The sequence below is a fragment of the Campylobacter sp. genome, assembly GCF_030528245.1.
Lineage (GTDB): Bacteria > Campylobacterota > Campylobacteria > Campylobacterales > Campylobacteraceae > Campylobacter_D.
In genome coordinates this window covers 3,242-27,743 of sequence record NZ_JAUMZG010000020.1, presented here as the reverse complement: position 1 = coordinate 27,743, position 24,502 = coordinate 3,242, and the positions used below count along the sequence as shown (strand labels likewise).

The following is a 24,502-nucleotide window of genomic DNA, read 5'->3' as shown; positions in this document are numbered from 1 at the left end:
TTGGTATACTTGGAATAATAAAGCGCGCTTAACGCCTCCTTTTCTCGCGAAATATCCTTATCGACCAAGCGACCCCCCCCCCCCTCAAAATTTACGCCCTCTAGGGTAAAAATAGCCCTCCAGCGTGAAGTCCTAAGGCTAACAAGTGCTCCTCTCAAGCGCAAATCCTGCAGGGCGGATAAATTTTTTTCCAAAACTAAACTAGGCATTTTTTTCCTTGATTTTCAAGAGATATTTTTCAAAACCGCGTTTTTTGATTTCTTCTTCTAGTGGAGTAATGTTAGTGCGGATGGTTTCATTTTGTGCTAGGGCTAGGCGGATAAATTCCTCCACTAAAGCAAGATGACGGCTTACCCAAAGCTCATTTTTTTCCAAAGCCTCCTGCGTGCTTCTTACCTGCTTTACAAAAAGCGGGGCAAGGTTGAATTCAAACTGCATTAAGGTAGGACTTAAGATAATCCCAAGGCATTCAAAGCCCTCGTCCTTTTCTACGCAATTTTTAAGGGCGTCAAGCTTTTCTATGCTAGCTTTATAGAGGCGGAGTTTTTCAGACTCTAAATCCAGAAGTGAAACTTGCATTAAAATTTGCGTGATTTCTTCGTGTAGAGTTTTGAGCTTTTGGACGAAAATTTCACCCACTTTTATGAAATAATGCAGTTTATGGCAAGCTCGGAGTAAAATTTCCTCTTGCTTTTTAGAGTTTAAAATGCTAAGTGGAACAGGACTGGGCTTATTTTGGGTAAAAAATTCCACGCAGCACTCGCTAAAGGGCTTTTCTACCGTGCCATTTATGCGCGCGCCGCCCTCTGTGGCGTTGTAAATTTTAGCCTTTGCGATACCGATGACCTCCTCTAAATTCCTACGAAAAACTTGCCAAATAAAGCTCGTCCTCACCTCACCCACTCCACCGTAAGCGGGGGCGCGCAAATTTTCCTTCCTCTCGCCTGCCTCGTCCAAGTCATGTATGCCATACAAATAGCCCTGCGGATGTGAGCGGTAATCCTCTCCATAGGCCAAATCCTGCCCGATGAAAAAAATCCTCTCAAATTCCAAAAGTAGGGCAAGATGCAGGGCGAAATTCGCCACGCTAGGACCCATAGAAAAAAGAGGAAAATCGCGAAGCCTTAAAAGTGCGTCAAAACTCGCACCCCCATTAATCCCCATAAAATTCCTCTCTCCTAAATACTGAAGCGTTTTGGGGCAAACGATACTTTTTAGCACGAAAAGCACTTTTTCATCGCCCTCAAAGCTTTCTTTAAAAAACTCACTCGTAAAGCTGATGCGCTCTAAGCTCAAAACTAAATCCGGCCTTATCCCCTCTCGCATCAAAATGGGGTAGGCCGAATCGGCTGCTATGATGAAAACCCTTTTCTGCACCTCTTTTAAAAGGGGGAGTTGCTTGGTGAGGCTAGGGCCTGTGGATACGATGAGGGCGTTTGGAAAGCGTTTTTTATATGTATGGATAAGGGCGCCGATGGTGGGACGACTGGTAAATTCTGGGAGGTTGTGGATGAAGTTAGCGATGCCTAGCAAAGCATCCTCACTGTCGTTACCAAAAAATAACATAGCTTGATTTAAATTTTCTGCTAAAAGAGCATCCACGCGCTCAAAATCCTCTCTATCTTTTTGATAATAAGCACATTGCATTGTCAAAAAATAGGTCCTCGCATACTGCAGAAAAATCTCAGCTCGCACAAAGCTAAAAAGCCTCTCATCATTATAATCTGCGATAAGCAAAAGGCGGTCACTCCTAAGCTCTTTAGAAAAGTCAAGGCAGTGAAAAATACTCCACAAAAGCCCCAAATCGCGCTCAAAAATAACAAGGAATTTCAAATGCTCATTTTGAAGCAGGGCCTTAGCTAGCACTCCATTACCTAGCCCGTAAAAATAAAGCACAGGATAAAGACCGCACTCATTTTGATAAAAATCAAGACTTTGCCTCAATTCAAGAAGGGCGTTTTTATACATCACCCCCCCCCCCCCGCACTAGCGAGATTAATGTCTAAATTTTCCTTGCCAAAAATAAGCTTGAAGGAGGATTTTTTCACCGCTTCAAGTTTGTTTTTGAGGCTAGGATTTCCCAAAGCCTTTAAATTTTTCTTAAAAAGCTCCTTTTGACTTTTACTCCACTTCATCACAGCCCCCAACCATCATCTACTACTAGAGTTTGTCCCGTCATTTGCATACTCAAATCACTCAGTAAAAACACCGCCGTCCCGCACACATCACCGGGCTCAAGCATACCCTTACTCGCACAACACGCACGGTAAGCCCTCAAAAAGCTCTGCGGCTGTGCGTCTAAAATGCCCCCACAGGCTAGGGTATTAACGCGAATGTTTGTATTGAAAAGCTCTTTGGCTAGCCACTTGCCAAGATGATTAATCCCCGCTTTTATCACGCTGTATTCAAGTGAGCTTTGCATAGTAGTGCCTTCGTAGTTTTCAAATTTAGGCGCATACACACCCATAATAGAGCTGAAATTTATAATATTCCCCCAGCCTTGCTTTTTGAAAAACTTCACCGCCTCCTGTGAAGCTAGGATAAAGCCCCCCAAATGTGCGTTTAAATTCTCACAAATTTCGCCAAACTCAAGCTCATAATAAGGCCTTTGATGCCTTAGCGGAGGGTAGCTTGCATTGACAAAGCCGTCGATTTTACCCAAACGACAAGCCGCCTTTTCAAAGGCCAAATTCAGTCCCTCTTTATCCGTGATGTCAAGCGGGAGGGCGAGAATCGATTCTGAAAATTCCGTGCCAAATTCCGCGCCAAGCTCTGCTTTTAGCCTCTCAAGCCCCGCTGTATCGATATCTGCCGCCGCAAGCCCGCCGCCCTGCTCTAAAACCGCACGGCTCAAAGCCTTGCCTATGCGCCCGCAAGCACCCGCGATGAAAACCACCTTTTCTTTTAGCATTAAAATTCCTCCCGTTTCAAACCACGCCGCTTCAGTAAAAATTCCACGATTTCAAAGTCCAAGCCACTATCGATGTCAAAAGCACTCTCCTCGCCCATCTCATAAAGTGCGGTTTTCTCTCCAAACACATCATCACGCGCAAGGAGTCTCGCGCGCGTGAAAATATAAATACTCGCATTCATATCATAGCACAGGGGCGCATCTTGGCGGCGGGTGAAGGTGCAGGGCTTTGCCGTGTCAAAGCCGCCCCCCATTTGCGCCTCGACGAGGTTGAAGTAGGGATTACGCCGTGCTCTTACGCCTGTGATCAAATTTTCATAATCCCCGCTTTTAAAAAGCGCGTAAGCCCTTTTAATGTCCTCACTCCTGCGAAGCGGCGCGGTAGCATCTAGGTCGATGAGGGTGTCAAATTTGAGCCCAAAATGCGCCTCAGTTCTCAAAAAAGCATCCCGCATCACAGGCACTTTCGCCGCTGTATCACAGGACAAAGCGGCCTCTCTTTTGAAAAAAACCTCCGCGTCGTATTTTTGTGCGATTTTAGCGATTTCATCACTGTCGGTGCTGATGATGATATGCTCAAAAAGCCCTGAATTTTGCGCCTGGATAATGCTATAAGCGATGAGCTCAAGCCCGGCGATAGGACGGAGATTTTTATTTCTTACGCCCTTACTTCCCGCCCTAGCACAAATAGTGCAAAGCACTTTTTGACTCATTTTAATCCCCTCACTTCATCGCAAATTTTTAAAAGCCTCTGCCCCTCTTCAAGGGTGCATAAATTTTTATCTTCGTTTAAGATTGCGCGGTGTAGGGCCTGTAAATTTTGCATCGTGTCGCCCTGAAAGCTCAATTTCTCCGCGCCACTGGGGCTATAAATTTCCAAGCTCTGCGCCCTTAAATCCGCCTTAAAACTATGCTTTTTCGTGTGGATTATAACGACGCGGCGCTCAAATTTAGAAAAATAATTCACCCTAATGTGCAGCCGCCGCTCCCACCCTTTCGCCCCACTCCGCAAAGCCAAAAAAGCAAAATCATCACTTTCTAGCTCAAGCTCTGAAATTTTCACCGCCTCGCCAAAGTCAAGCCTCCCCCCGCCGCAGAGGAAAAGGGCCAAATCTAACTCGTGAGAAAGGTCCAAAAGCACCCCGCCGCCGAGCTTTCTTTTCGCGCTGTAGCTTTTTCTATAATCCCCCCCCCGCCAAGAAGGCAGGTAAGAATCGCACTCAAAGCTCGCAAAATAAACCTCCTCATTTTCAATGAGGGCTTTAAGATGCCCCACCACAGGATGAAAGCGCAAAAGATAGGCCACGAAAAGCCTATTTTCCCCGCTGGGCGTAAAATCATAATGCCGCTCAAAAAGGGGCTTTTCTATGAGTATGCTTTTGCCTCGCACGCGCGCGTCGATGAATTTTAGCGTTTGTAAGTGCAGGGAGGTGATGTTGGCGATGATGAAGAGGTCAAATTCCTCCAAATCAAGCTCCTCAAAAGAGCGGTAAAGTCTGCCCTGAAAATTCTGCACGCTTTTTGAAAGCACCGCCACTTCAAAGCCCAAATTTTTAAGAGCCTCATAATGCTTCCTGCCTATGCTGCCAAGGCCCACGATGAGGGCCTTACTCCTTGAATTCATCATTTGCCCTTTTAAATTCCTCAAAGCGTCCGATGTCGATCCAGTAATCCTCCAGCAAAAAGCTATTCACGCGCCCCACTTGCATCGCGCGCTCGATGAGTTGGGGCATGTCTAGGGGGGCGTTTTTTTCCAAAAGCCCTAAAATTTGCGGCTCACACACATAAATGCCCGCACTCACTAGAAATTTCTGCAAGGGCTTTTCCTTGATGTGTGTGATGAAGCCGCGTTTTTGTGTGATGACTCCGTAGGGGATTTGGTAGCTAAACTCACGCACGCAAACGCTCATTAGGGCCTTGCTTTTTTGATGCGCTTTTAAAAGGGCGTTAAAATCAAGCTCGGTTAAAATATCGCCATTCATCACCACAAAACTATGCTTAAAGGGCTGCTTGATGAGGCTTAAGGCCCCTGCTGTGCCTAGCTTTTTGCGCTCTTTGATGTAGCTTATTTTCAGTCCAAAATCCCTCCCGTCCCCAAAATAATCCTCGATCACCTGCCTTTTGTAATTGACACAAAAGATGAAATTTTCAAAATTTTGCGCCGAAAGCCTCTGCGTGATGCTCTCCAAAATGGGCTTTTTGCCGACCTTTAGCATGGGCTTTGGTGTATCTTTTGTAAGCTCCTTCAAGCGGCTTCCAAGCCCTCCGGCCATGATCACGACATGATTTGGAAGCCGTGAGAGTAGGGAGGATATGGATAGGATGTGGAGGATTTGCCCCCGCTCGTTAAGAACGGGAAAATCATAAATATCCCACTTTGAACTGAGTTTTAAAATCTCTGCCCTGCTGGTGTTTTCTTTGATGGTGATGGGATTTTTCGTGTAGATATTTTTGATGGGATCTTGCAAACTTGCCCCCGCCGCTAGGGCCTTGCGGATGTTTGAGTCTGAGAGTATGCCTAGGAATTTATCCCTGCTATCTACGATGATCGCCATCCTCACACGCTCCAAACCAACTATTTCAAGCGCTTCTTTGATGCTAGCACTGGGGGAAAGCTTGAGTCTTGCTATATCCATCACAGATCCACGAAATTTTTCTTTAAAATGCCTTTCAAATCGGCTTTTTTTAAGATTTTTTTAATGATTTTGGAGGGCCTTTTTTTGCTCGCAAAGGGATTTTTCGCGCTCTTTAAATTTTTTTGAAATTCCCTACTCTCAAGCCTTTCAAAGGCCTTTTTCACATCTTTCATCGCACAATCGATCACATTCCCCCCCCGCAGTCTACCCTCCTGCCTTGAGCCGATGTTGATGCAGGGAGTTTTGAAAAAAATGCTCTCACTAAGCCCGCTGGAGCTATTCCCCACCACCGCGCGAGCGTGTTTGAGGGCGCTGAGGTATTTTAAGGCGCCAAGACTATCAAAAAGTCTTGCTTTATGAGAATTTTTTTCGCAGTAATTTTTCAGCATAGCATTGATCAAAAGCCCGCCTTCATCGGCGTTTGCCTTAGTAAAAAGCAGCCGCACCCCTCCTTGCGCATCAAGCGCCCTCAAAAGCCTCTCCACTTCTTTTTGCGTGTTTTTTAAATTCAAGGTTTCGCTGTGGTAAGTGATGAGAAAAAATTCTCCAAGCTCAAAATCCAAAGCCGCCTCCAGCTTTTTTTTGCTAAGAAGTTTTAAGGCCCTCACATTCTCCCCAGAAAGCGAGCCGACATTAAAGATCCTCTCCCCCTCCTCACCCAACTGCATCAGGCGCTTTTTGTAAATTTCAGTGCTGACAAAATGCAAATGCGCCATCTTGCTAAGGCTATGCCGTATGCCCTCATCCATCGCGCCCAGGGTCAGCTCCCCGCCGCAAAGATGCGCCAGGGGCAAATGCATCATCAAAGCCACGCAGCCCACCGCCATCATCTCGTAGCGATCGCCCAAAAGCACGACAATATCAGGCCCAAATTCCAAAAAGGCCCCGCTAAAGCCCTCCACCGCCCGCGCAAAGCTCCCGCAAAGGCTCAGACTATCGTCCCTTCCTTGCAAAATAGGGATGCGATACACTCGCTTAAATTCATGCGCAAATTCCCGCCCCGTTTCTCCAAAATCCGCACTCAAATGCGCCCCCGTGATGAAGAGCCCAAGCTCGATTTCATCATCGGCTTCCAGTTCCCGGCACAAGCGCCCCAGCAAATACCACTCCGCCCGCGTGGCCGTTACCACAGCGATTTTACGCATCGATGAGCTCATCGCCCTCATAGTCCCGCAGGGCCCGCCGCCCCAGATAGTCCTCATAAAGCATCGCACTCACCCCACTGCCCGGCCTCTTGGTCGTCAAATTTGCCCTGCTAAATTCCTCACCCTTTTTGATCGCCACCCGCGCCACAAGGCTTTTACGCACGATGGGGATATTTTTCGCTTCGCTCGCACTGGCCCTCTTCAGCCCATCGCCCATCGCCGACTCCATCTGCCGCACCCCCTCGCAAAGCGCTTTAAGCTCACAAGGCTCAAGGCTAGCCCTGTGATCAGGCCCGCTCATCGTTTTATCCAAAGTGAAATGCTTCTCAATCACCCGCGCGCCCAAGGCCACCGCACCCAAAGCTGCCGTGATGCCCTCCGTGTGGTCAGAAAAACCCACTTCAAGCCCAAAGGCCTCGCGCAGGGTTTTTAGTGCCCTCAAATTCACCTCAGAAAAGGGCGCGGGATACTCGCTCGTGCAGTGCAAAAGCGTGATGTCCTCCCGCCTCGCGCCAGATCCCTCCAAGGCCAAAAGTGCGGCCTCCACCTCGCCCAAATTCGCCATGCCTGTGGAGAGTAAAATCTGCCCCCTAAAACGCCCCGCCGCCCTGAGGTAGGGCAGGTCGGTAAGCTCACCGCTGGGGATTTTGAGGCGCTTTAGGCCCATTTTCATCACAAGCTCAAGGCTTTTTAAATCCCCGGCCGTGCTTAAAAATTCCACGCCGTGCCGCTCGCAATGTTCTAAAAGCTCCGCCTCGGCTCCAAGAGGCAATTCAAGGCGCTTTAGCATCGCCACCTGACTCTCACTAAGGCCTGTGTTTTTCACCTGATAATCGGCCTGCACCGCCACCTTGCTCGCGCAAAGCTCGGCCTTAAAGCTTTGAAATTTCACCACATCGGCCCCCGCTTTGGCGGCGGCTTCGATGAGCTTTTTGGCTAGGGTTAAATCGCCGTTGTGATTGACGCCCGCTTCGGCGATGATTAGGGTTTTTTTCACTCTTTCACTCCCACATAGATAAAATGATGCGCGCTGCCCTCAAAATCATAAAAATGAATCGGATCATACTCGCCTAAAAGATAGCTTTTAAAGGGGCTAAAAAGCTCTTTTAGCTCCTCTGCATCCCCAATGAAACGGATGAAGCTCGTTTCATTGAGTCGGCCGCTTATCTTCACCTCTCTGAGTCCTGTTTTTGCATCGGGCTTGCCAGCGTGGGCGAAATAGCCATTTTTCTCGCTCATCATCGTAGCAAAAAGCACTCCGCCCGGATTCATCAGGGCGTAAAATTCCTCCACGATTTGCCTAAGGCTTTCAAGCGGTAGATAATAAAGGCTTTGATTAGCTAGGATGAGGTCCATATTTTCCTCAAAAAGCCCCGAGATGCTGGCGTTGGGCTTGATGATGTGGCACTTACCCCCCCCCCCGCACTGCAGTGAGGTCCTCATAAGCCTTTTTTAAGCTTGACACGATGTCTATGCCAAAAACCTCATAGCCCTTGCCTTGAAAATAAGCACTATGCACCCCATTACCGCAGCCAAAGTCCAGGAGCCTCCCCGGCTTTTTTGCGAGCTTGTATTTTAAAATCCTCTCATAAAAACGCACGATATGTCCATCAGGATAAAGCAGTCCGTAGCCCTTTTTGTCATACTTATCGGTGTAAGCTTGCAGTGAATTTTGCATTTTGTTTTTCTCCTTGTTTAATATTCTTTTTTACCTATCTTTTAACGGGCGAACAGGCCCGACCTAAAGTAGCAAAGCTAAAGCCCCCGTCCCGCTAAAGCGGGAAGGCTCGCCACGCCGTCCCTTTACTGCGCAAAGTACCCAGTTAAGCGCCTCGTCCTAAATCTCCGCATGCTCCTGCCCGGGCGCTGAGGGGTTTAAATCCACGTCCCTCACCCCGCACGCTCTAATTTTTGCTTGATTTTATCCCTATACTTTCTCAGTCCGTGTTTTTCAAGGCTATCCTCGAGGGGGACAAGGGCGGCTACTAGGGTTTGGGCTTGGTTTTGGATTTGATAAAAAACGCTTTCCATGAATTCTAAATGCTCCTTAAACCACAGTGCGTTTTTGTTGAAAACATCCTCTTTTGTTTTGGGGTTGAGGACATAAAATTTAGCCAAGTTGCACTCAAACTGAAAGATGTAGGGGATGAGGATTTCTAAAAATAAATTGCTAAATTCTAGCGTCTCTAGGCTATTTTTAAAGCCATCCACCCGCTCATTGAGGCCCTTTAGGACTCTGATGCCCTCATCAAGTCCTAGCGTTTGAAGCTTGCTTTGCTCTAGAATCAATTCGGTGTGAAGCTTTTGCAAGTCGGCGCAGAATTTCCCGCAGGCTTTGATGTTTTGCATCACTTTAAAATAGGCTTTGAGAGAGAATTCTTTTTGCTTTTCTTTACTCAAAGGCAGCAAGGGGGAGAAAGATTTTTTATCGAAGGGCGCGCTAAAAAAGCGCTCGCAAGCCTCACTAAAGGGCATTTCCACGCTGCCTACGATGCGCGCGCCGCCCTCTGTGGCATTGATGGTTCGCACGCCTGATTTTTGCATCACGATGATGCTATTTTCAAACAAAGTTTTAAAAACACTCCAAATCCTAGAGCTACGCACCGTCCCTTCGCCACCGTAGGCCTCGAGGGGGACATTTTCCTTGTGCTCTTGCGCCTCATCCATATCATCGACGCCGTAGAGATAGCCCTCGGGATGGCTGGTGAGATCCTCAGCATAGGCTAGGTCTTGCCCGATGAGGATGATGTTTTTCACTCCCAGCTCAAAGGCCAGATTGTGCGCCATGTTACTCACGCCTCCTGCGATATTAAAATACCCCCATTGATGAAGCCCTAGACTTTGGGAGTAAAAATTCCCATCCCAAACGAGCATGTAAGCCCTGTCCTTGAGGTAGCTTAGGGTGTTGGGATGGGTGAGGGATTTGATGCAAAAAATAATGCCCTCGTTGAATTTTCCAAAGTCGTTATTGAAAAATTCGCTCGTGTAGGCGATGCGTTCTGTGGAGAGGACGAAGTCCGGCTTAATGGCGTTTTGATAAAGTATGGGGTAGGCACTATCGGCTGCAAAAATGAGCGCTCTATCCTGCACCTCTTTCAAAAGCGGCAGTTGCTTGGTTAGGCTTGGGCCGGTGGAGACGATGATGGCGCTTTCGCAAAGTCCCCTTCTCTTGGCCAGAAGTTCTTGGAAAGTGGGGCGCGCTATCATCTGAGGGAGGTTGAGGGTGTTTTGCTGCAGACCTTGCAGGGCGTCTTTGGAATCATTACCCCTTTGCACGACCAGCTTGAAAAGCAGGGCGCTTAGCTTGGAGCTTAGGTTTAAAAGTGCATCGTTAGCATAATAATCACTCACAGGCTCTAAAAAATAAAGCCGCGTCCAAGTGATGAAATTGCTAAAAATTTCTTGATAAATTTCAATATCACTCTCGGCACTGTCTAAAATGATGAGCTTGTGAGCCAACTCAGCGCTAAAGTCCAAAGCGTGAAAGAGGGTGTATAAAAGCTCCACATCCTCTTCAAAAACGACGATGAATTTATGATGAGGGCTTTGAAGTAGGGCTTTAAAAAGCAGCCCGTTGCCAAAGCCGTAAAAATACAGCACAGGATAGAGGGGATACTCCTCCTCGTAGCGCTCAAGCATCGCTTGGGTTTCTTTTAGGGGGTTTTGATAAAGGGGGCGGCCGGTGTGGGTGTTTTGGATATTGAGGTCCAAAGGATCCGCGCCCGGGATGAGCTTGAATTTACTCTTTTGCATGGTGAGTAGCTTTTCTACGATGTAGCTATTGCGACAGGCTAGCAAATTTTTTTCGAAGAGGCTCATTTCGCGCCCCTCTTGCAAGGACGCGTGCAAGGATGCGAGGCGTTCCCCCCCCCCCGTTAAATAGGTTTTGCGGATAAAGGCTTAAAATCATAAATCCTCCTCAGTCAAAGCCATCCCTGCCTCGAGGTCCCTTTTGGCCCTGCGTCCTAAAAGCTCGAGATAAAAACGCGGATGCAGTCCTAGGCTGGGGCGGACGGATTTGACATTTGCCGCACTAAATTCCTCGCCTTTTTTAATACCCGCACTCACGTAAAGACTCCTTGCAAAATGGCGATTCTTAAGGGCTTTTTCATCAAGCTCTAGCCCCCCGCTTCCCAAAGCCATCTCCGCCTGGCGCACCGCCCTCACCATAGCCCTAAATTCCTCTTTATCAAGGCTAAAGGCACTATCCTCACTTTTGACACCTTTATCTAAAATAAAATGCTTTTCAATCACCCGTGCCCCCAAAGCCACAGCCAAAACCGCCGCCAAATGCCCGGGACTATGATCGCTAAGTCCCACTTCAAGCTTAAATTTCTCTCGCAACGCCACAATAGCGTTTAAATTCAAATCCTCAAGCGGCGCGGGGTAGGCGGAGGTGCATTTTAAAAAGCAAAGCTGGGAATTTCCCTCTTCCTTAAAAATACGCACCGACTCTTCTAGCTCCTCTTGCGTGGCTATGCCTGTGGATATGAAAGTAGGCTTTTTCTCCCGCGCTATCAAACGCACAAAATTTGGGTCGTTAGCCTCAAAAGAGGCGATTTTATAAGCGGGGGGGTCAAAACGGCGTAAAAAGGCCACATCCTCCTCACAAAAGGGACTAGAAAAGCAAATGAGCCCTAAATTTTGCGCCGCTTCAAAAAGCTGAGAATGCCACTCATAAGGCGTTTGCGCTGCTTCATAAAGCTCAAAAAGCCTCCGCCCGTCCCAAAGCCCACCCTTGATGAGAAAATCCTCTTTCGCGCTATCAAGCGTGAGGCTGTGGGGAGTGTAGGTTTGAAGCTTTATCGCATCCGCTCCCGCTTCCTTAGCGGCTTTTATAGTGTCCAAAGCCCTTTCTAAGCTGCCTGCGTGATTGGCTGAAAGCTCGGCGATGATGAAGACTTTTTTACGAGTATCAAAATGATGAATTTGCATGCCCGTCCTTTCGCGTTATATCGGCTTTTCGAGCAGTTTTTTGAGGGCTAGGCTAGCCAGTGCCAAACCAAAAGAAGCCGTAACGCCCATGAAGGAGCCCAAATTTTTACAATGCGGCCCCTCATCCGAAAAAACCACTTCAAAATCTCCCCTAAAGCCCGCCTTTCTAAGCTCATAGCGGAATTTTTTCGCTAGGGCATCGCCGTGCGTTTTGAAGATGCTAGCCGTTTTGATGCGCGTGGGGTCAAGTTTGCGCGCCCCGCCCGTGCTTGAGATGAAAATTTGACGGCTAAAATCCACGCGCCCGGCTAGGGCTACCTTTGCGGGGATGTCATCAATGGCATCGATGATTAAATCAAATTCGATTAAGTCAAATGTGCTTAAAAATTCTTCATCGACTTTAGCCACAACGCCTTTTACTTTATAAATTTTTGCAAAAACTTCGGCCTTATTTTCCCCCGTGTGCTCGCTGTGAAGTTGGCGGTTTTGATTGGTGATTTCAAAGCGATCCGCATCGATGAGGGTGAGTCTGCAAAGCCCTGAGCGAAAGAGCGCATCCGCACACACGCCGCCCACGCCGCCAAGACCGCAAATGAGAATTTTAGCCTGAGAAAGCCGCTTGAAATTTTCCTCGCCCAAGAGCCATTTTACGCGCGTGAATCTGTCCTTCATCTTAGTCCTTTAGCCATTTTTTTAGGGCCTTCATGCGCTTGTAAGCGGTCAAATCCAGCATGATGGGCGTGAGGGTCGCAAAGCCCCGCCTCAAAAGCGTGATGTCGGCGCCTTTGTCCTCTTCGTGGTCTAAATTGGAGCTGGGTAGCCAAAAATACTCCACGCCGCGGGGGTTGATGCCAGAATGCGCCTTGAAATTATAAAGCCGCTTGCCTGCTTTGCAGACCTTAAGCCCCTGAAATTTAGCCCTTGAGTCGGGGAAATTGACGTTTAAGAATTCCTTTTTATCTAAAGGAAAGCCCTCGCGAAAAATGCGCCCCACTAGCTCGCGGGTGATTTTGAGGGCGTTTTTGTAGTCGATTTGGGCGGAGCTTTTTTCAAAATAATGCGAAAGCGCTAGGGCTGGCACGCCCTGTAAAACGGCCTCCATAGCCCCCGCGCAGGTGCCTGAGTAGGTGATGTCCTCGCCGACATTGGCGCCCTTGTTGATCCCGCTGATGATGAGGTCGGGGAGGCGTTTTTTGTAGAGCTTGGCAAGGGCGAGATAGACGCAGTCTGCGGGGGTGCCGTCTTCTAGCTTGTAAAAATCCTTCCCCACTTTGACAAAATGCAAGGGGCGGGTGAGGGTGATGGCGTGTGAGCAGGCGGATTTTTCAGTGGCGGGAGCGACTATGCTGATGCGGGCTTTGAATTCTTTTTTGAGCATTTTGGCGAGTTTTCTAAGCCCCTCGCTTTCAAAGCCATCGTCATTGGTGAGTAAAATTTCTTTCATCTGTTGTGCCTTTGGGGCGATTTTAGCAGAACTTCTTTGCTGGATTTTAAATTTTAAAATTGCTTGTGTAGAATGCGAATTTTAAATCATTTGAAGGTAGGCCCGATGCAAAAAGATTTTTTTGACCTTGTGGACTTTGCGCCAAAATACCTCAAAATCATCCTTTTTTCCACGCTGGGCTTTTGCGCTCTGTGCCTGTTTATCTTCGTCATAAGCTACATGAGGGTGAATGAAATTTTCTCTTTCGAGCTGCTTAGTTTTGATAATTTGTGGATTTTCATCTTCGCCTTCGTATATTTTTTCGTTTTCGCTCTTTTGGCGCTGCCTTTTAATGTCTTGGCGCATTATTTGCTTCATAAAAAGGACAAAAAAGACTTTCTTTTTAGGGTGAGTTTTGCGGGGGTTTTGCTCATCCTTTGTTTTTTGATCTTGGGGCTGAAGATGCGCGAATTCAACCCCAAGTGGCTCATTTTTTGCGGGATCATCCTTGGGGTGTATTTTCTCTTCATCGCGGCCTGCTTGCATTTTTATGAAAGGAAAAATTCCAAGCATTTTTTCATCTTGATTTTTGGCGCCTTCGTGCTTTTGACCTACGCGGCGATTCTGTTCCCTCATGCTTTTGAAACGGGCTTTGAGCGCTTTTTAAAGACCAAGGGTCTGAGTGCGGCGCGGGTAGAAATTTACCTCAAGGACAAGCAAAAATTTGTCATCGGCAGGCTCATTTTTAGGGACAGTAAATTCGCCTATGTGCGTTTTGAGGACAGGATCTGGGGGGTGGGCGAGAGTAATGTAACGAAAATCCTCCCGCTTGAGAGCGTGGCCATTTTGAAGGATGAGCGCGATGGCGGGCGTTAAATTTGATCGAGGGGATGCGTTATGATTTTTGAAAAACAAGACTATCAGCAAGAGTGCCTAGAAAACGCCATTAAGCTTTTAAAAAATTTCGATTTTAAAAAGCAAGATAACCTAAAAGAGTGCTTAAAAGAATTTTACAAGCACACCCCCATGCCCGTGCAGACCATCAGCGAGAAGCTAAATTTAGATATTTTAATGGAAACGGGCACGGGGAAAACTTTCACCTATCTTAATCTCATCTTTGAGCTTAACAAGCATTTTAAGCAAAATAAATTCATCATCTTCGTGCCAAGAAAGGCGATTTTAGAATCTGTGAAGCAAAATATCAAGCTTACAAAAGACTACTTTTATAGCGAGTATAAAAAGCATTTAAAATCCTATATCTACACAGATAGCAAGTCACAATCACAAATCATCTATCACTACATCAAAAACGAAGACGAGCTAAGTGTGCTTATCCTAACTAACAGCGCCATCGATAAAAAGGACAATGTGCTAAACAAAAACCACGAAGGCCTTCCTGACCCCACCAAAAGCATTTTTGAAAACATAGCCGCGCGCAAACCCATCGCCATCCTCGATGAGCCGCATTTGCTAAAGGGCGAGGCTTTTAATAAGTATTTTTCTAAGCTTAATTCTCTTTACTTTCGCTTTGGCGCGACTTTCCCTAAAGAAGGCAAAAAGCCAAATGACAAAGAATTTGCACTTAGCAATATGATCTACTGCCTTGATTCTATCTCTGCATTTAGAGCATATCTTGTCAAGCAAGTCAAAGTCCATACTATAGGCTCAAGCTCCACGCAAATTTTCCTAAAGTCCTACAAAGGCAAAAAAGCCATTTTCTCCTACACACAAAGCGGCATAGAAAAAGAGCAAGAGCTAAGGCTTAATGAAAGCTTTAGTCAGCTCAATGGTGCGACCTTACTCAAGGTAGAAAAAGACAAAGCCTACTTTAGCGATCAATCAATCCTAGACAAAAAGGGCGAAAGCTATCATTTAGATGAAGATGAGCTTACCACCCTTTTAGGCAAGGCTATTGATTTGCATTTTGAAAAAGAGCAAAGGCTTTTTGCAAAGGGCATTAAGGCTTTAAGCTTATTTTTTATCCCAAATATCGCGGATTTTAGAGGCGAAAAGCCCTTTATCAAAAGCACTTTTGAAGAGCTTTATAAGGCAAAAAGAGAGGAGCTTTTAAAACAGGATTTAGATGAAAATTATAGAGCATATCTAGCACAAGACTTTGATGAAAGCGGAAATTTACAAGTGCATCAAGGCTATTTCAGCGGCGATAAAGGCAGTAAAGATGACAAAGAAGCCGCAGGGGTTAAGATGATTTTAGAAGAGAAAGAAAAGCTTTTATCCCTTAACACACCCTTGCGTTTTATCTTTAGCGTATGGGCTTTGCAAGAGGGTTGGGATAATCCAAATATTTTTACTCTTACCAAGCTTGCAAGCTCAAGTAGCGATATAAGCATACATCAGCAAGTAGGCAGGGGACTTCGCTTATGTGTCAATGACAAAGGCAAAAGGATCACCCATAGATTTATGGACTTTGATGATGATAGCTTTTATAGGCTTAATTACCTTGATATCATCGTAAGCGCAAAGGAGTCAAACTACATAGGCAATTTGCAAAAAGAAATAGAAGATTCTAGCTATATCCTTAGTGATAAGGCTATCAATCAAGATGAGCTTAATACGCTTCTAAACAACCAACGCCTAGCCTCTCGCTTGCTATCCACCCTAGAAGATTTAAAGCTAATCGCCTTTGATGAGAGTGATAATACCTACATCATACAAGCCCCTATTTATGAGAGTATTAAAGATGATGATAAAATCAAAGAACTTTTAGGAGAGAGCTTTGATAAAGTGCTAAAATTTTTCAAAGCCAAAGAAAGTCAAAGCCCAAACAAGCACGATCAAATAGAAAAAGGCGACAAAAAGTCAGATCAAGTTACCATCCGCCCCAATTTAGCCAAAGACTTCAAAGAGCTATGGGAGAAAATCAACCAAAAAGCCAAGATCACCTACCAAGACATTAAAGAGCAAGACATCATAGACCAAGCCGCCGAAGAATTTAATGAAACAAATATAGAAAAAGAAAGTTACACCTATGAGAGGAAACGCTACGACGCCCAGCAAAACATTATCATCACAGAAGACTCCATAACACTAGGCGATATAGACTATCAAGCAAGCTTTGCTAAAGATATGCAAAATCTACTCCTAGACTTTAGCAAAGAAGCCAAGCTTCCCTTAAGATTTTTGCTACAAATTTATGCCAAATGCGACAAAGAGAAGTTTAAAAACTCTCCTAAAAAGGCTTTCACCACACTAAAAAACATCATCAAGGACCAAATTCATCACAATTTACTTCAATGTATAAGCTATGATTTTTCTACCGCTAAAAATGAGAGTAAAAGTATCTTTTCTAGCGGGACTCTCCCACGCCACACGCTAGGGCGTTACTATGAAAGCGGCAAGCCAGCGGATAATTATCTTTATGAAGAGATCGTTTATGATTCTAAGATAGAACGCATCATCATCAAAGAAGATAATGAAAAAGTGGATTCTAAGACCATAAAAGTCTTTGCCAAGCTGCCAAAATTTAGCATCCCCACACCTTATAAGCACTATGAGCCAGACTTCGCCTACTTTTTAGAAGATAGCAATGGCAAGAAGATCTTTTTTGTCTGTGAGAGTAAGGGCTATAATGATGAAAACGAGATTTCAAAAAATGAAATGCAAAAGATCAAATACGCTGAAAAATTTTTCGCCCAACTAAGCCAAAAGCTAGAAAATGACAATATCCAAATCATTTTCAAAAAACGCATAAACAAGCAGACCCTACTAAAGTGCCTAAGACAAACACAAGGAGAAAACAATGCCAACTAAGCAAAGACTAACCAAACAAGACATCACACAAGCCCACATCATTGATAGCACCAAAGAGCATAACCCTCTTTTAGACTATCTTGCAAAGCACCACCCCCAAACCATAAGCGAAGAGCGACTAAACCTAGACGCCTTAAGCCAAGCACTAGGCTTTAGCCCTAGCTCTATGCAAGGCTATGGACTAAGCTTCATCGGCAAACCTCTAGCAAACGCCCTATACTCCACCCCCACCACAAAAGAGTTAAAAGAGCTAGACCCCAAACACTCACAAAACATCATCATCAAAGGCGATAATCTCCACGCCCTAAAGCTCCTAAAATCCGCCTATGATGGCAAGATAAAGATGATCTACATCGACCCTCCCTACAACACAAAAAACGAGAAATTTATCTATGATGATAACTTTGTCAAAGAGTATCAAAAGCTTTTAATTGAGCTAGATTTACTAAAGCTTGATAGCAATGGCGAAGTGCTAGAAAAAAGCGAAGTGCTACACTTCCTAACCAATCCTAGCGGAGATAAAGCTCATAGTGGCTGGCTAGCCTTTATGCTACCACGACTAAAACTTGCTAGAGATTTGCTTAAAGATGATGGCGTAATTTTCATAAGCATAGATGATAACGAACAAGCAAATTTAAAGATTCTCTGCGATGAAATTTTTGGGGAAGAGAATTTTGTTAATAGTATTTTTATTTTAGATAATCTAAAGGGAAAGGCAAATGATAATCTTATTTCAAATGTTGGACATAAAGTTTTAGGTTACGCTAAAAATATTGCTACCCTTAATGATAGTGGTGGATTTAAAGAGATTGAAAATATTTTTGGAGATAAAATTGACAACAAATTTAAAAATGAAGATTCTTTGGGATTTTATACTTTAAACACTTTTTGCAAAACAGGACAAGGTCGTTTTAGAGAAGAAAGACCTTTTATGTATTATCCAATTTTATTGAAAAATGAAAAATTAGAACTTGTAACAGAAAATGAATTTATAAAAATTTATGATAAGAAAACGAAAAAATTTGATGATAACTTAATAAGAACCTTGAAAGAAAAATATGAAAAAATGGGGTTTGTTTTTTTGTTACCACTAAGTAAAAAAAATGAAAAATTAAGATGGACATCATCTTACAATACAGCAAAAAACTTAATTGAAATAGGGGATTTAATTTGGGATAATGGCGTTAAACAAAAAAAGAGACCTAGTGCAACAGAAATGCTGCAAGTTTATGCAAGTGGAGTTCCAAAAAGTTTTTTTTATAAACCACAATATGCAAATGGGACAGATGAACTTATTAAGATTTTCGATAAAGATATATTTTCTTTTCCGAAATCCACATTTTTAATCAAAGATATACTTAAAATCTCTACAAACACGGGGGGGGGGGAGATATAGTGCTTGATTTTTTCGCAGGCAGTGGGACGACCGCCCAAGCGGTAATGGAGCTAAATAAAGAAGACGGGGGCAATCGTAAATTTATCTTAGTGCAAATCGATGAGGCTATCGATGAGAAAAAAAGCAAAACAGCGTATGATTTTTGCAAAAATACCCTAAAAAGCAAAGCCCCAGTAATTAGCGATATAACGATAGAGCGCGTCAAAAGAGCAGCCGCTAAAATCGCTAAACAAGATTTACTAAGCGCAAAAGAGCTAGACCTAGACTTCCGCCTTTTTACTATGGTGCAAAAGCCAGAGCTTGTAAGCAAAGAAAATGATAGTCTAAGGCTAATCACCCACGCAGACCTAAGCCCACAAGATAAAGCCCTAAACCTAGCTTTGCAAAATAGCAAAATGCTCCATAAGAAGCTAGAATCCATTATAAAAGATAAGCTCTATCAATGTGAAAATAGCCTTTATATCGTCCAAATGGATAAAGAAGTGCTTGACTACATCAAAAACAAAACACACGATGAAATAGTCTATCTAAACGCTTTTGATAATATTGACTTACAAGAATATCTTAACCTTGAAAGCCACCTAAAAGCACGCTTACATGTGGTGTTTCAATGAAAAGCTTTATTGTTTGTGCGCTTGAGCCTTCAGCAAATTTACATTTAAAAGAGCTTTTGAAAGCCTACAAAAAGGACTTTGGGGAATTTGAGCTTTTTGGGATTTACGATGAGGCCTTGAGCGAGGAATTTGGCCTTTCAAGCCACCCCCTTTATAGCGCGCACGAATTTAGCGCGATGGGCTTTGTGGAGGTTTTACCGCTTATTTTTAAGGCAAAAAGAGCGATTAAGGAGCTAGTGAGTTTAGCTTTAGAAAGAGAAAAAGAGGGCGGAGGCTTTAATGCCGTGCTTTGCATCGACTCACCCGCCTTTAATATCCCTTTTGCTAAGGCTTTGAAAAAGGCGGGGGTTAGGGCGAAAAAAATTTACTATATCCTGCCGCAAGTGTGGGCGTGGAAAAGGGGTCGCATCCCTGTGGTGGAGGAGCATTTTGATGTTTTAGCTTCTATTTTGCCTTTTGATAGGGAATTTTTTACAAAAAGCATTTATGTAGGACACCCCTTACTTGATGAAATTTGCGAATTTAAAGATAACTTTAATATGCAAAAAATCCTCACAAAAAAAGAGGAGGAAAAAACCATAGCTTTTTTGCCTGGGTCAAGAAAAAGTGAGATTATAAGATTAATGCCTATTTTTAGGGAGTTAGTTACGCATTTTAAAGGCGAAAAAGTGCTTTGTGTGCCGCCCTTTAATTTGGACAAAATGCACCTTTATGGCGATGTGGAGGGCTTTAAAATAGAAAGCAGCGCGCCAAATTTGCTTAAAAGAGCCGATTTTGCTTTTATTTGCAGTGGGACGGCGACTTTAGAGGCGGCTTTGGTGGGGACGCCCTTTGTCCTAGCGTATAAGGCAAAGGCGATTGACATTTTCATAGCCCGTCTTTTTGTGAAACTTAAACACATAGGACTTGCAAATATTTTTTGCGACTTTGCAGGGAAAGAGCCACTAAATCCTGAGTTTTTGCAAGGGCAGGTGAGGGCGGAGGGGCTTTTTGAGGCCTATGAGAAATACGATTATAAGGGTTTTTTTGCTAAAGTGGGCTTTTTAAAAGAGTATTTAAAATTTGGTAGTGCTAAGAATTTAGCAAAAATTTTAAACGAAATTTAAAGGAAAATAATGGAAAAAGAAGCGATGAGTCAGTTTGGCTATGAAAAACTAAGCGCGGAGCTTAAGGACCTAAAGGACAATCAACGCCCGGCGGTGGTGAAGGAAATCGATGTGGCAAGGAGCCACGGGGATCTGAAAGAAAACGCCGAATACCACGCCGCAAGAGAAAAACAAGCTCTTATAGAAAGCCGTATAGCAGAGCTTGGAGGCATACTTTCAAGAGCGCAAGTGATAGACCCCGCAAGTTATGCGCACGATAGTGTGAAATTTGGCTCGACCGTGGTGATCATGGACCTAGAAAGCGAAAAAGAGAGCCAATACACCCTCGTGGGCACTTGTGAGGGGGACCTTGAGAGGGGCTATATTTCCATAGCCTCCCCGCTGGCAAAGGCCATGCTGGGTAAGGGCGAGGGCGATGAATTTAAGGTGCGACTGCCTAAGGGGGAGAGTGAGTTTGAGATCCTTAGCGTGCGTTATGAGCCTTTGAAATTTTGAGGGCGGGGCTTGGAAGGGCTTGTTTTGAAGGAGGGGGCGCTTTTTTTGGCCGATGCGCACGAAAATGAAACGAGGCGGGGCCTTTGGAAATTTTTGAAGGCCCTAGAGCGTGGGGGGGATTTGGAGGAGCCAGGGGACCCGCACGGATGGGCGCATCAAGGAGGGGAGTCGCGGGAGGGGGAGTCGCGGACGAAACTGCCGCCGCAGCTTTTTTTGCTGGGGGATATTTTTGACTTGCTGGTGGGTGAAATTTCTGCCACGCATGCCTTTGCGAAGCCGTATATTTCTGTGCTTGAGAGCCTAGCGGAGCGGATGGAAATTTACTATTTTGAGGGCAATCACGATTTTAATCTGAGTCGCCTTTTTAAAAGGGTGCGCATCATCCCGCAGGAGGAGCAGCCTGTGAAATTCATCCTGCATACGAGTGAAGGTAAAAACATCGCCTTTTTGCTCGCACATGGGGATATTTTTCTCGGGCGCTTTTTGCAATTTTTGCTAGGAATTTTAAGAAAGCCTCTTTTGCTAAGGGGGCTAAATTTTCTCAATCGAATCAGCTTTAATGGCCTTTCTAAAAAGATACTTGATGCGCAAAAGGCTAAAAATTTGGGCTATAAAATCGAGGACTTTGAAAATTTAGCCCGAAAGCGATACGCCAAATATCAAGCGAACGGGGCCTGGGTCGTGGAGGGGCATTATCATCAAAATTTGATTTTAAACGCGGGGGGAGTGAAATATTTTAATCCCGCTAGTTTTGCAAATGAGAAAAGTTTTTTTGTAGTAGAATGCTGCCAAGAAGTCAAATTTAAAGAAATGAGAGGTCTGGAATGTTTGATGAAAATATTGTAAAAACGGGCTCAAATGAAATGGAGCTTGTGGATTTTCGTATCTTCAAGCAGGGTCATGACAAAATTTATGAGGGAATTTACGGAGTGAATGTCTCTAAGGTGAGGGAGATTATCAAAATCCCAAGTCTCACGGAGTTGCCCGGTGTGCCCGATTATATCGAGGGGATTTTTGACCTGCGTGGCGTGGTTATCCCCGTTGTCAATCTTGCGAAGTGGATGCAGATTACCGAGCCTGAGAGCAGTTTACTAAAGCCTAGGGTTATCATTACGGAATTTAGCAACATTCTCATAGGCTTTATCGTGCATGAGGCCAAAAGGATACGCCGCATCAATTGGAAGGATATAGAGCCAGCGACCTTTTCAACGGGCTCTGGGGCCTTGGATAAGGGCAAAATCACGGGCGTTACGCGTATAGAAAATGACGAGGTTTTGCTGATTTTGGACCTTGAGAGCGTGGTTGAGGATCTTGGAATTTATGCGCCAAAAACGGAGCTTGACTTTGGTAGCATCGAGAAATTCAGCGGGACGGCTTTGATTTTGGACGATAGCATGACGGCCAGAAGGCGCGTGAAGGATATGATGCAGCAGATGGGCTTTAGTGTTGTCGAGGCTAAGGACGGCGTTGAGGGACTGAGTAAGCTTGAGGAGCTTGCGGGGGTTTATGGGGAGAATTTGCCTCAGGTGCTTAAGATTATCGTAAGCGATGTCGAGATGCCGCAAATGGACGGCTTCCACTTCGCCGCGCGCATCAAGGAGGATGAGAGATTCAAGGGCATCCCTCTTATTTTCAACTCTTCTTTGTCCAATGAATTTATGAATGAAAAGGGCGTTCAAGAAGCGGGCGGTGAAAGCTACTTGGTGAAATTTAACGCGAGTGATTTCTTTAATGAGGTCGCGAAGGTTATGAAAAAAGATCAATCTCAAAAACAGGGGTAAACTATGGAAGATATGCAAGAAATACTTGAAGACTTTTTGGTTGAAGCTTTTGAGCTAGTTGAGCAAATCGACCATGATTTAGTGGAGCTTGAGTCCAATCCTGAGGACTTGGAACTGCTTAACCGAATTTTCCGCGTTGCTCACACGGTGAAGGGCTCGTCAAGCTTTTTAAATTTTGATGTTTTAACAAAACTTACGCATCATATGGAGGATGTGCTAAACAAAGCAAGGCGCGGAGAGCTTAAAATCACGCCGGACATCATGGATGTCGTGCTTGAGTCCATTGACAGGATGAAAACCCTGCTCAACTCCATTCGCGATAATGGCAATGATAGCGCCATTGGTATGGATATAGAGCCTATTTGTGCGCGGCTTACGGCTATTTCTGAGGGCGAGGTAGAGGCGAGCGCTAACGGAGCCCAAAAAGAGGAAAAAAAGGAGGAGCCAAAGGCTGAAATTCCAGCCCAAGAGCCGGATCTTGATGTCAATCAGCTTAGCGACTCTGAAGTGGAGGCGGAGATTGAGAGGCTTTTGAAGGTTCGCAAGGCTGAGGATCAGGCAAGACGCGCTCAAAAGAAGCAAAGTCAAACGCCTCCGCAACCAAACACCCAAAAGGCAGTGGGGGGGGATGGCGATAAAAAAGTCCCCGCTGCTGGTGGTGGAGGCGGTGGCGCGATGGATCAGACCATACGCGTTGAGGTCAAGAGACTGGATCATTTGATGAATTTAATCGGTGAGCTTGTTTTGGGTAAAAACCGCTTGTTGAAAATTTATGATGATGTCGAGGAGCGTTATGAGGGCGAGAAATTCCTTGAGGAGTTGAATCAAGTTGTTTCTCAACTTAGCATCATTACCACAGATGTCCAGCTTGCGGTGATGAAAACGAGAATGCAGCCTATCGCTAAGGTCTTTAATAAATTCCCACGTGTTGTGAGGGATTTGAGCCGTGAGCTTGGCAAGCAAATAGAGCTTGAAATCACGGGTGAAGAAACCGAGCTTGATAAGTCCATTGTCGAGGAAATTGGCGATCCTATCATGCATATGATTAGAAATTCTTGCGACCACGGCGTTGAAGATCCAGCCACGCGTAAAGCAAATGGTAAGCCAGAAAGAGGGGTGGTGCAGCTTAAGGCTTATAACGAGGGCAATCATATCGTTGTGGAGATTACCGATGACGGAAAGGGGCTTGATGCTAACGGGCTCAAGCTTAAGGCCATTGAGAAGAATCTCATCACTGAAAAAGAAGCCGATCAGATGAACGATAAGGAAGCCTTTGCTTTGGTGTTTAAGCCGGGTTTTTCAACGGCCGCGAAAGTTACGAATGTATCGGGTCGTGGCGTGGGTATGGATGTGGTGAAAACGAATATTGAAAAGCTCAATGGCATCATAGAAATCGACAGTGAGCTTGGCAAGGGCAGCACTTTTAAGCTTAAAATTCCACTGACTTTGGCCATTATCCAGTCCCTGCTTGTGGGCACACAGGAGGAATTTTACGCCATCCCGCTCGCTTCAGTGCTTGAGACGGTGAGGGTGCCTATTGATGATATTTACACCATTGAGGGCAAGAATGTCTTGCGCTTGCGTGAAGAAGTGCTTTCTCTTGTGAGGCTTTCTGATGTCTTTGGAGTCAAGCAAGTGCTTGAAAGTGGGGATCAAACTTATGTTGTTATTATAGGTGTGGCAGAGTCTAAGCTTGGAATTATAGTCGATACCCTTGTGGGGCAAGAAGAAATTGTTATTAAATCAATGGGTGATTATTTGCAAAATATCCAAGGTATAGCAGGTGCGACCATTCGCGGTGATGGTAGGGTTACGCTTATTATTGATGTTGGCGCTATGATGGATATGGCGAAAGAGATTAAGGTGGACATCAAGGCGCAGATTGAATCGAGCGCGAAAAAGCCTAAGGAGCAGCCAAGCGATTATAAGGTTTTGATTGTGGATGATTCCAAGATGGACAGAACCTTGATGCAAAAGGCTTTGGAGCCGCTTGGGGTGAGCTTGATTGAAGCGACTAACGGCGTTGAAGCGCTCAATCTCATCAAATCGGGAGAGCATGATATCGACGCGATACTCATTGATATTGAGATGCCGAGGATGGACGGCTACACTTTGGCGGGTGAAATTCGTAAGTATTCTAAATACAGACAATTGCCCCTCATTGCTGTTACTTCAAGGACGAGTAAAACGGATCGCTTGAGGGGGGTTGAAGTGGGTATGACCGAGTATATTACCAAGCCTTATTCTCCAGAGTATTTGGAAAATGTGGTGAGAAAAAATTTGAAATTA

Annotated in this window: 24 protein-coding genes; 9 read left to right on the top strand and 15 right to left on the bottom strand. The window is 45.0% G+C overall.

What is annotated here, in order from left to right; genetic code table 11:
• From Q4A73_RS04880 to surE, 15 genes are all read right to left on the bottom strand, one after another.
• The coding region (locus tag Q4A73_RS04880; protein ID WP_303206320.1) for a hypothetical protein at positions 1 to 209 on the bottom strand (209 nt) is incomplete at its 3' end.
• The gene (locus Q4A73_RS04875; RefSeq protein WP_303206319.1) at positions 202 to 1,968 is read right to left on the bottom strand and encodes a 6-hydroxymethylpterin diphosphokinase MptE-like protein; all 1,767 of its coding nucleotides are present in this window, start codon (positions 1,966 to 1,968) and stop codon (positions 202 to 204) included. The genes Q4A73_RS04880 and Q4A73_RS04875, both read right to left, overlap by 8 nt.
• Positions 1,968 to 2,135 carry a hypothetical protein gene (locus Q4A73_RS04870; protein ID WP_303206318.1) on the bottom strand — a complete coding sequence of 56 codons (168 nt, stop codon included), beginning with the start codon at positions 2,133 to 2,135 and terminating at the stop codon, positions 1,968 to 1,970. The genes Q4A73_RS04875 and Q4A73_RS04870 overlap by 1 nt, the downstream gene beginning before the upstream one ends.
• Positions 2,135 to 2,911, bottom strand: coding sequence for an oxidoreductase (locus Q4A73_RS04865; protein WP_303206317.1), 777 nt, complete (start codon positions 2,909 to 2,911; stop codon positions 2,135 to 2,137). The genes Q4A73_RS04870 and Q4A73_RS04865 overlap by 1 nt, the downstream gene beginning before the upstream one ends.
• A complete protein-coding gene (locus tag Q4A73_RS04860; RefSeq protein WP_303206316.1) occupies positions 2,911 to 3,624 on the bottom strand; it encodes an acylneuraminate cytidylyltransferase family protein in 714 nt (237 codons plus the stop codon). The genes Q4A73_RS04865 and Q4A73_RS04860 overlap by 1 nt, the downstream gene beginning before the upstream one ends.
• Complete coding sequence (locus Q4A73_RS04855; RefSeq protein ID WP_303206315.1) at positions 3,621 to 4,538, bottom strand: Gfo/Idh/MocA family protein; 918 nt, start codon at positions 4,536 to 4,538, stop codon at positions 3,621 to 3,623. Before Q4A73_RS04855 ends, Q4A73_RS04860 begins: the two co-directional genes overlap by 4 nt.
• Positions 4,519 to 5,547 carry a nucleotidyltransferase family protein gene (locus Q4A73_RS04850; protein WP_303206314.1) on the bottom strand — a complete coding sequence of 343 codons (1,029 nt, stop codon included), beginning with the start codon at positions 5,545 to 5,547 and terminating at the stop codon, positions 4,519 to 4,521. The genes Q4A73_RS04855 and Q4A73_RS04850 overlap by 20 nt, the downstream gene beginning before the upstream one ends.
• Positions 5,547 to 6,749: a UDP-N-acetylglucosamine 2-epimerase gene (neuC, locus tag Q4A73_RS04845; RefSeq protein ID WP_303206313.1), complete on the bottom strand. Its 1,203-nt coding sequence runs from the start codon at positions 6,747 to 6,749 to the stop codon at positions 5,547 to 5,549. Before neuC ends, Q4A73_RS04850 begins: the two co-directional genes overlap by 1 nt.
• Entirely contained in the window at positions 6,685 to 7,689 is a 1,005-nt protein-coding gene (gene neuB / locus Q4A73_RS04840; protein WP_303206312.1) for an N-acetylneuraminate synthase, read from the bottom strand. The genes neuC and neuB overlap by 65 nt, the downstream gene beginning before the upstream one ends.
• Positions 7,686 to 8,135 carry a class I SAM-dependent methyltransferase gene (locus tag Q4A73_RS04835; protein WP_303206311.1) on the bottom strand — a complete coding sequence of 150 codons (450 nt, stop codon included), beginning with the start codon at positions 8,133 to 8,135 and terminating at the stop codon, positions 7,686 to 7,688. Before Q4A73_RS04835 ends, neuB begins: the two co-directional genes overlap by 4 nt.
• Positions 8,101 to 8,370 (bottom strand): methyltransferase domain-containing protein, encoded by a 270-nt coding sequence (locus tag Q4A73_RS04830; protein WP_303206310.1) that lies wholly within the window; start codon positions 8,368 to 8,370, stop codon positions 8,101 to 8,103. The genes Q4A73_RS04835 and Q4A73_RS04830 overlap by 35 nt, the downstream gene beginning before the upstream one ends.
• 212 nt (positions 8,371 to 8,582) lie before the next feature.
• The gene (locus Q4A73_RS04825; protein WP_303206309.1) at positions 8,583 to 10,511 is read right to left on the bottom strand and encodes a motility associated factor glycosyltransferase family protein; all 1,929 of its coding nucleotides are present in this window, start codon (positions 10,509 to 10,511) and stop codon (positions 8,583 to 8,585) included.
• Between the two features lie 87 nt (positions 10,512 to 10,598).
• A complete protein-coding gene (gene pseI / locus Q4A73_RS04820; RefSeq protein WP_303206308.1) occupies positions 10,599 to 11,627 on the bottom strand; it encodes a pseudaminic acid synthase in 1,029 nt (342 codons plus the stop codon).
• Between the two features lie 15 nt (positions 11,628 to 11,642).
• Positions 11,643 to 12,299, bottom strand: coding sequence for a ThiF family adenylyltransferase (locus tag Q4A73_RS04815; RefSeq protein ID WP_303206307.1), 657 nt, complete (start codon positions 12,297 to 12,299; stop codon positions 11,643 to 11,645).
• A gap of 1 nt (position 12,300) precedes the next feature.
• Complete coding sequence (surE, locus tag Q4A73_RS04810) at positions 12,301 to 13,071, bottom strand: 5'/3'-nucleotidase SurE (RefSeq protein WP_303206306.1); 771 nt, start codon at positions 13,069 to 13,071, stop codon at positions 12,301 to 12,303.
• A 105-nt stretch (positions 13,072 to 13,176) separates the two neighbouring features.
• Here surE and Q4A73_RS04805 point away from each other — a divergent pair, with 105 nt between their 5' ends.
• The 9 genes from Q4A73_RS04805 to Q4A73_RS04765 form a co-directional block, all read left to right on the top strand.
• The gene (locus Q4A73_RS04805; RefSeq protein WP_303206305.1) at positions 13,177 to 13,926 is read left to right on the top strand and encodes a hypothetical protein; all 750 of its coding nucleotides are present in this window, start codon (positions 13,177 to 13,179) and stop codon (positions 13,924 to 13,926) included.
• 21 nt (positions 13,927 to 13,947) lie between these two features.
• Positions 13,948 to 16,821, top strand: coding sequence for a DEAD/DEAH box helicase family protein (locus tag Q4A73_RS04800; protein ID WP_303206304.1), 2,874 nt, complete (start codon positions 13,948 to 13,950; stop codon positions 16,819 to 16,821).
• Positions 16,811 to 18,217, top strand: a complete 1,407-nt coding sequence (locus tag Q4A73_RS04795; RefSeq protein WP_303206303.1) for a site-specific DNA-methyltransferase — start codon at positions 16,811 to 16,813, stop codon at positions 18,215 to 18,217. Before Q4A73_RS04800 ends, Q4A73_RS04795 begins: the two co-directional genes overlap by 11 nt.
• Positions 18,217 to 18,831, top strand: a complete 615-nt coding sequence (locus Q4A73_RS04790; RefSeq protein WP_303206302.1) for a DNA methyltransferase — start codon at positions 18,217 to 18,219, stop codon at positions 18,829 to 18,831. The genes Q4A73_RS04795 and Q4A73_RS04790 overlap by 1 nt, the downstream gene beginning before the upstream one ends.
• Positions 18,828 to 19,937 (top strand): lipid-A-disaccharide synthase, encoded by a 1,110-nt coding sequence (gene lpxB, locus Q4A73_RS04785; protein WP_303206301.1) that lies wholly within the window; start codon positions 18,828 to 18,830, stop codon positions 19,935 to 19,937. Before Q4A73_RS04790 ends, lpxB begins: the two co-directional genes overlap by 4 nt.
• A gap of 9 nt (positions 19,938 to 19,946) precedes the next feature.
• Entirely contained in the window at positions 19,947 to 20,432 is a 486-nt protein-coding gene (gene greA, locus Q4A73_RS04780) for a transcription elongation factor GreA (RefSeq protein ID WP_303206300.1), read from the top strand.
• Positions 20,433 to 20,648: 216 nt separating this feature from the next.
• Positions 20,649 to 21,278: a UDP-2,3-diacylglucosamine diphosphatase gene (locus tag Q4A73_RS04775; RefSeq protein WP_303206321.1), complete on the top strand. Its 630-nt coding sequence runs from the start codon at positions 20,649 to 20,651 to the stop codon at positions 21,276 to 21,278.
• Positions 21,257 to 22,213: a chemotaxis protein gene (locus Q4A73_RS04770; protein WP_303206299.1), complete on the top strand. Its 957-nt coding sequence runs from the start codon at positions 21,257 to 21,259 to the stop codon at positions 22,211 to 22,213. The genes Q4A73_RS04775 and Q4A73_RS04770 overlap by 22 nt, the downstream gene beginning before the upstream one ends.
• Positions 22,214 to 22,216: 3 nt before the next feature.
• The coding region (locus Q4A73_RS04765) for a chemotaxis protein CheW (RefSeq protein ID WP_303206298.1) at positions 22,217 to 24,502 on the top strand (2,286 nt) is incomplete at its 3' end.

Coding starts and splice junctions, on each gene's coding strand:
- Q4A73_RS04825 (WP_303206309.1), bottom strand. CDS start 10,511: ATGAGCCTCTTCGAAAAAAATTTGCTAGCCTGTCGCAATAGCTACATC.
- Q4A73_RS04800 (WP_303206304.1), top strand. CDS start 13,948: ATGATTTTTGAAAAACAAGACTATCAGCAAGAGTGCCTAGAAAACGCC.
- Q4A73_RS04795 (WP_303206303.1), top strand. CDS start 16,811: ATGCCAACTAAGCAAAGACTAACCAAACAAGACATCACACAAGCCCAC.
- greA (WP_303206300.1), top strand. CDS start 19,947: ATGGAAAAAGAAGCGATGAGTCAGTTTGGCTATGAAAAACTAAGCGCG.
- pseI (WP_303206308.1), bottom strand. CDS start 11,627: ATGCAAATTCATCATTTTGATACTCGTAAAAAAGTCTTCATCATCGCC.
- lpxB (WP_303206301.1), top strand. CDS start 18,828: ATGAAAAGCTTTATTGTTTGTGCGCTTGAGCCTTCAGCAAATTTACAT.
- Q4A73_RS04850 (WP_303206314.1), bottom strand. CDS start 5,547: ATGGATATAGCAAGACTCAAGCTTTCCCCCAGTGCTAGCATCAAAGAA.
- Q4A73_RS04870 (WP_303206318.1), bottom strand. CDS start 2,135: ATGAAGTGGAGTAAAAGTCAAAAGGAGCTTTTTAAGAAAAATTTAAAG.
- Q4A73_RS04835 (WP_303206311.1), bottom strand. CDS start 8,135: ATGAGGACCTCACTGCAGTGCGGGGGGGGGGGTAAGTGCCACATCATC.
- surE (WP_303206306.1), bottom strand. CDS start 13,071: ATGAAAGAAATTTTACTCACCAATGACGATGGCTTTGAAAGCGAGGGG.
- Q4A73_RS04815 (WP_303206307.1), bottom strand. CDS start 12,299: ATGAAGGACAGATTCACGCGCGTAAAATGGCTCTTGGGCGAGGAAAAT.
- Q4A73_RS04875 (WP_303206319.1), bottom strand. CDS start 1,968: ATGTATAAAAACGCCCTTCTTGAATTGAGGCAAAGTCTTGATTTTTAT.
- Q4A73_RS04855 (WP_303206315.1), bottom strand. CDS start 4,538: ATGATGAATTCAAGGAGTAAGGCCCTCATCGTGGGCCTTGGCAGCATA.
- Q4A73_RS04865 (WP_303206317.1), bottom strand. CDS start 2,911: ATGCTAAAAGAAAAGGTGGTTTTCATCGCGGGTGCTTGCGGGCGCATA.
- Q4A73_RS04770 (WP_303206299.1), top strand. CDS start 21,257: ATGTTTGATGAAAATATTGTAAAAACGGGCTCAAATGAAATGGAGCTT.
- Q4A73_RS04830 (WP_303206310.1), bottom strand. CDS start 8,370: ATGCAAAATTCACTGCAAGCTTACACCGATAAGTATGACAAAAAGGGC.
- Q4A73_RS04860 (WP_303206316.1), bottom strand. CDS start 3,624: ATGAGTCAAAAAGTGCTTTGCACTATTTGTGCTAGGGCGGGAAGTAAG.
- neuC (WP_303206313.1), bottom strand. CDS start 6,749: ATGAGGACTATCTGGGGCGGCGGGCCCTGCGGGACTATGAGGGCGATG.
- Q4A73_RS04805 (WP_303206305.1), top strand. CDS start 13,177: ATGCAAAAAGATTTTTTTGACCTTGTGGACTTTGCGCCAAAATACCTC.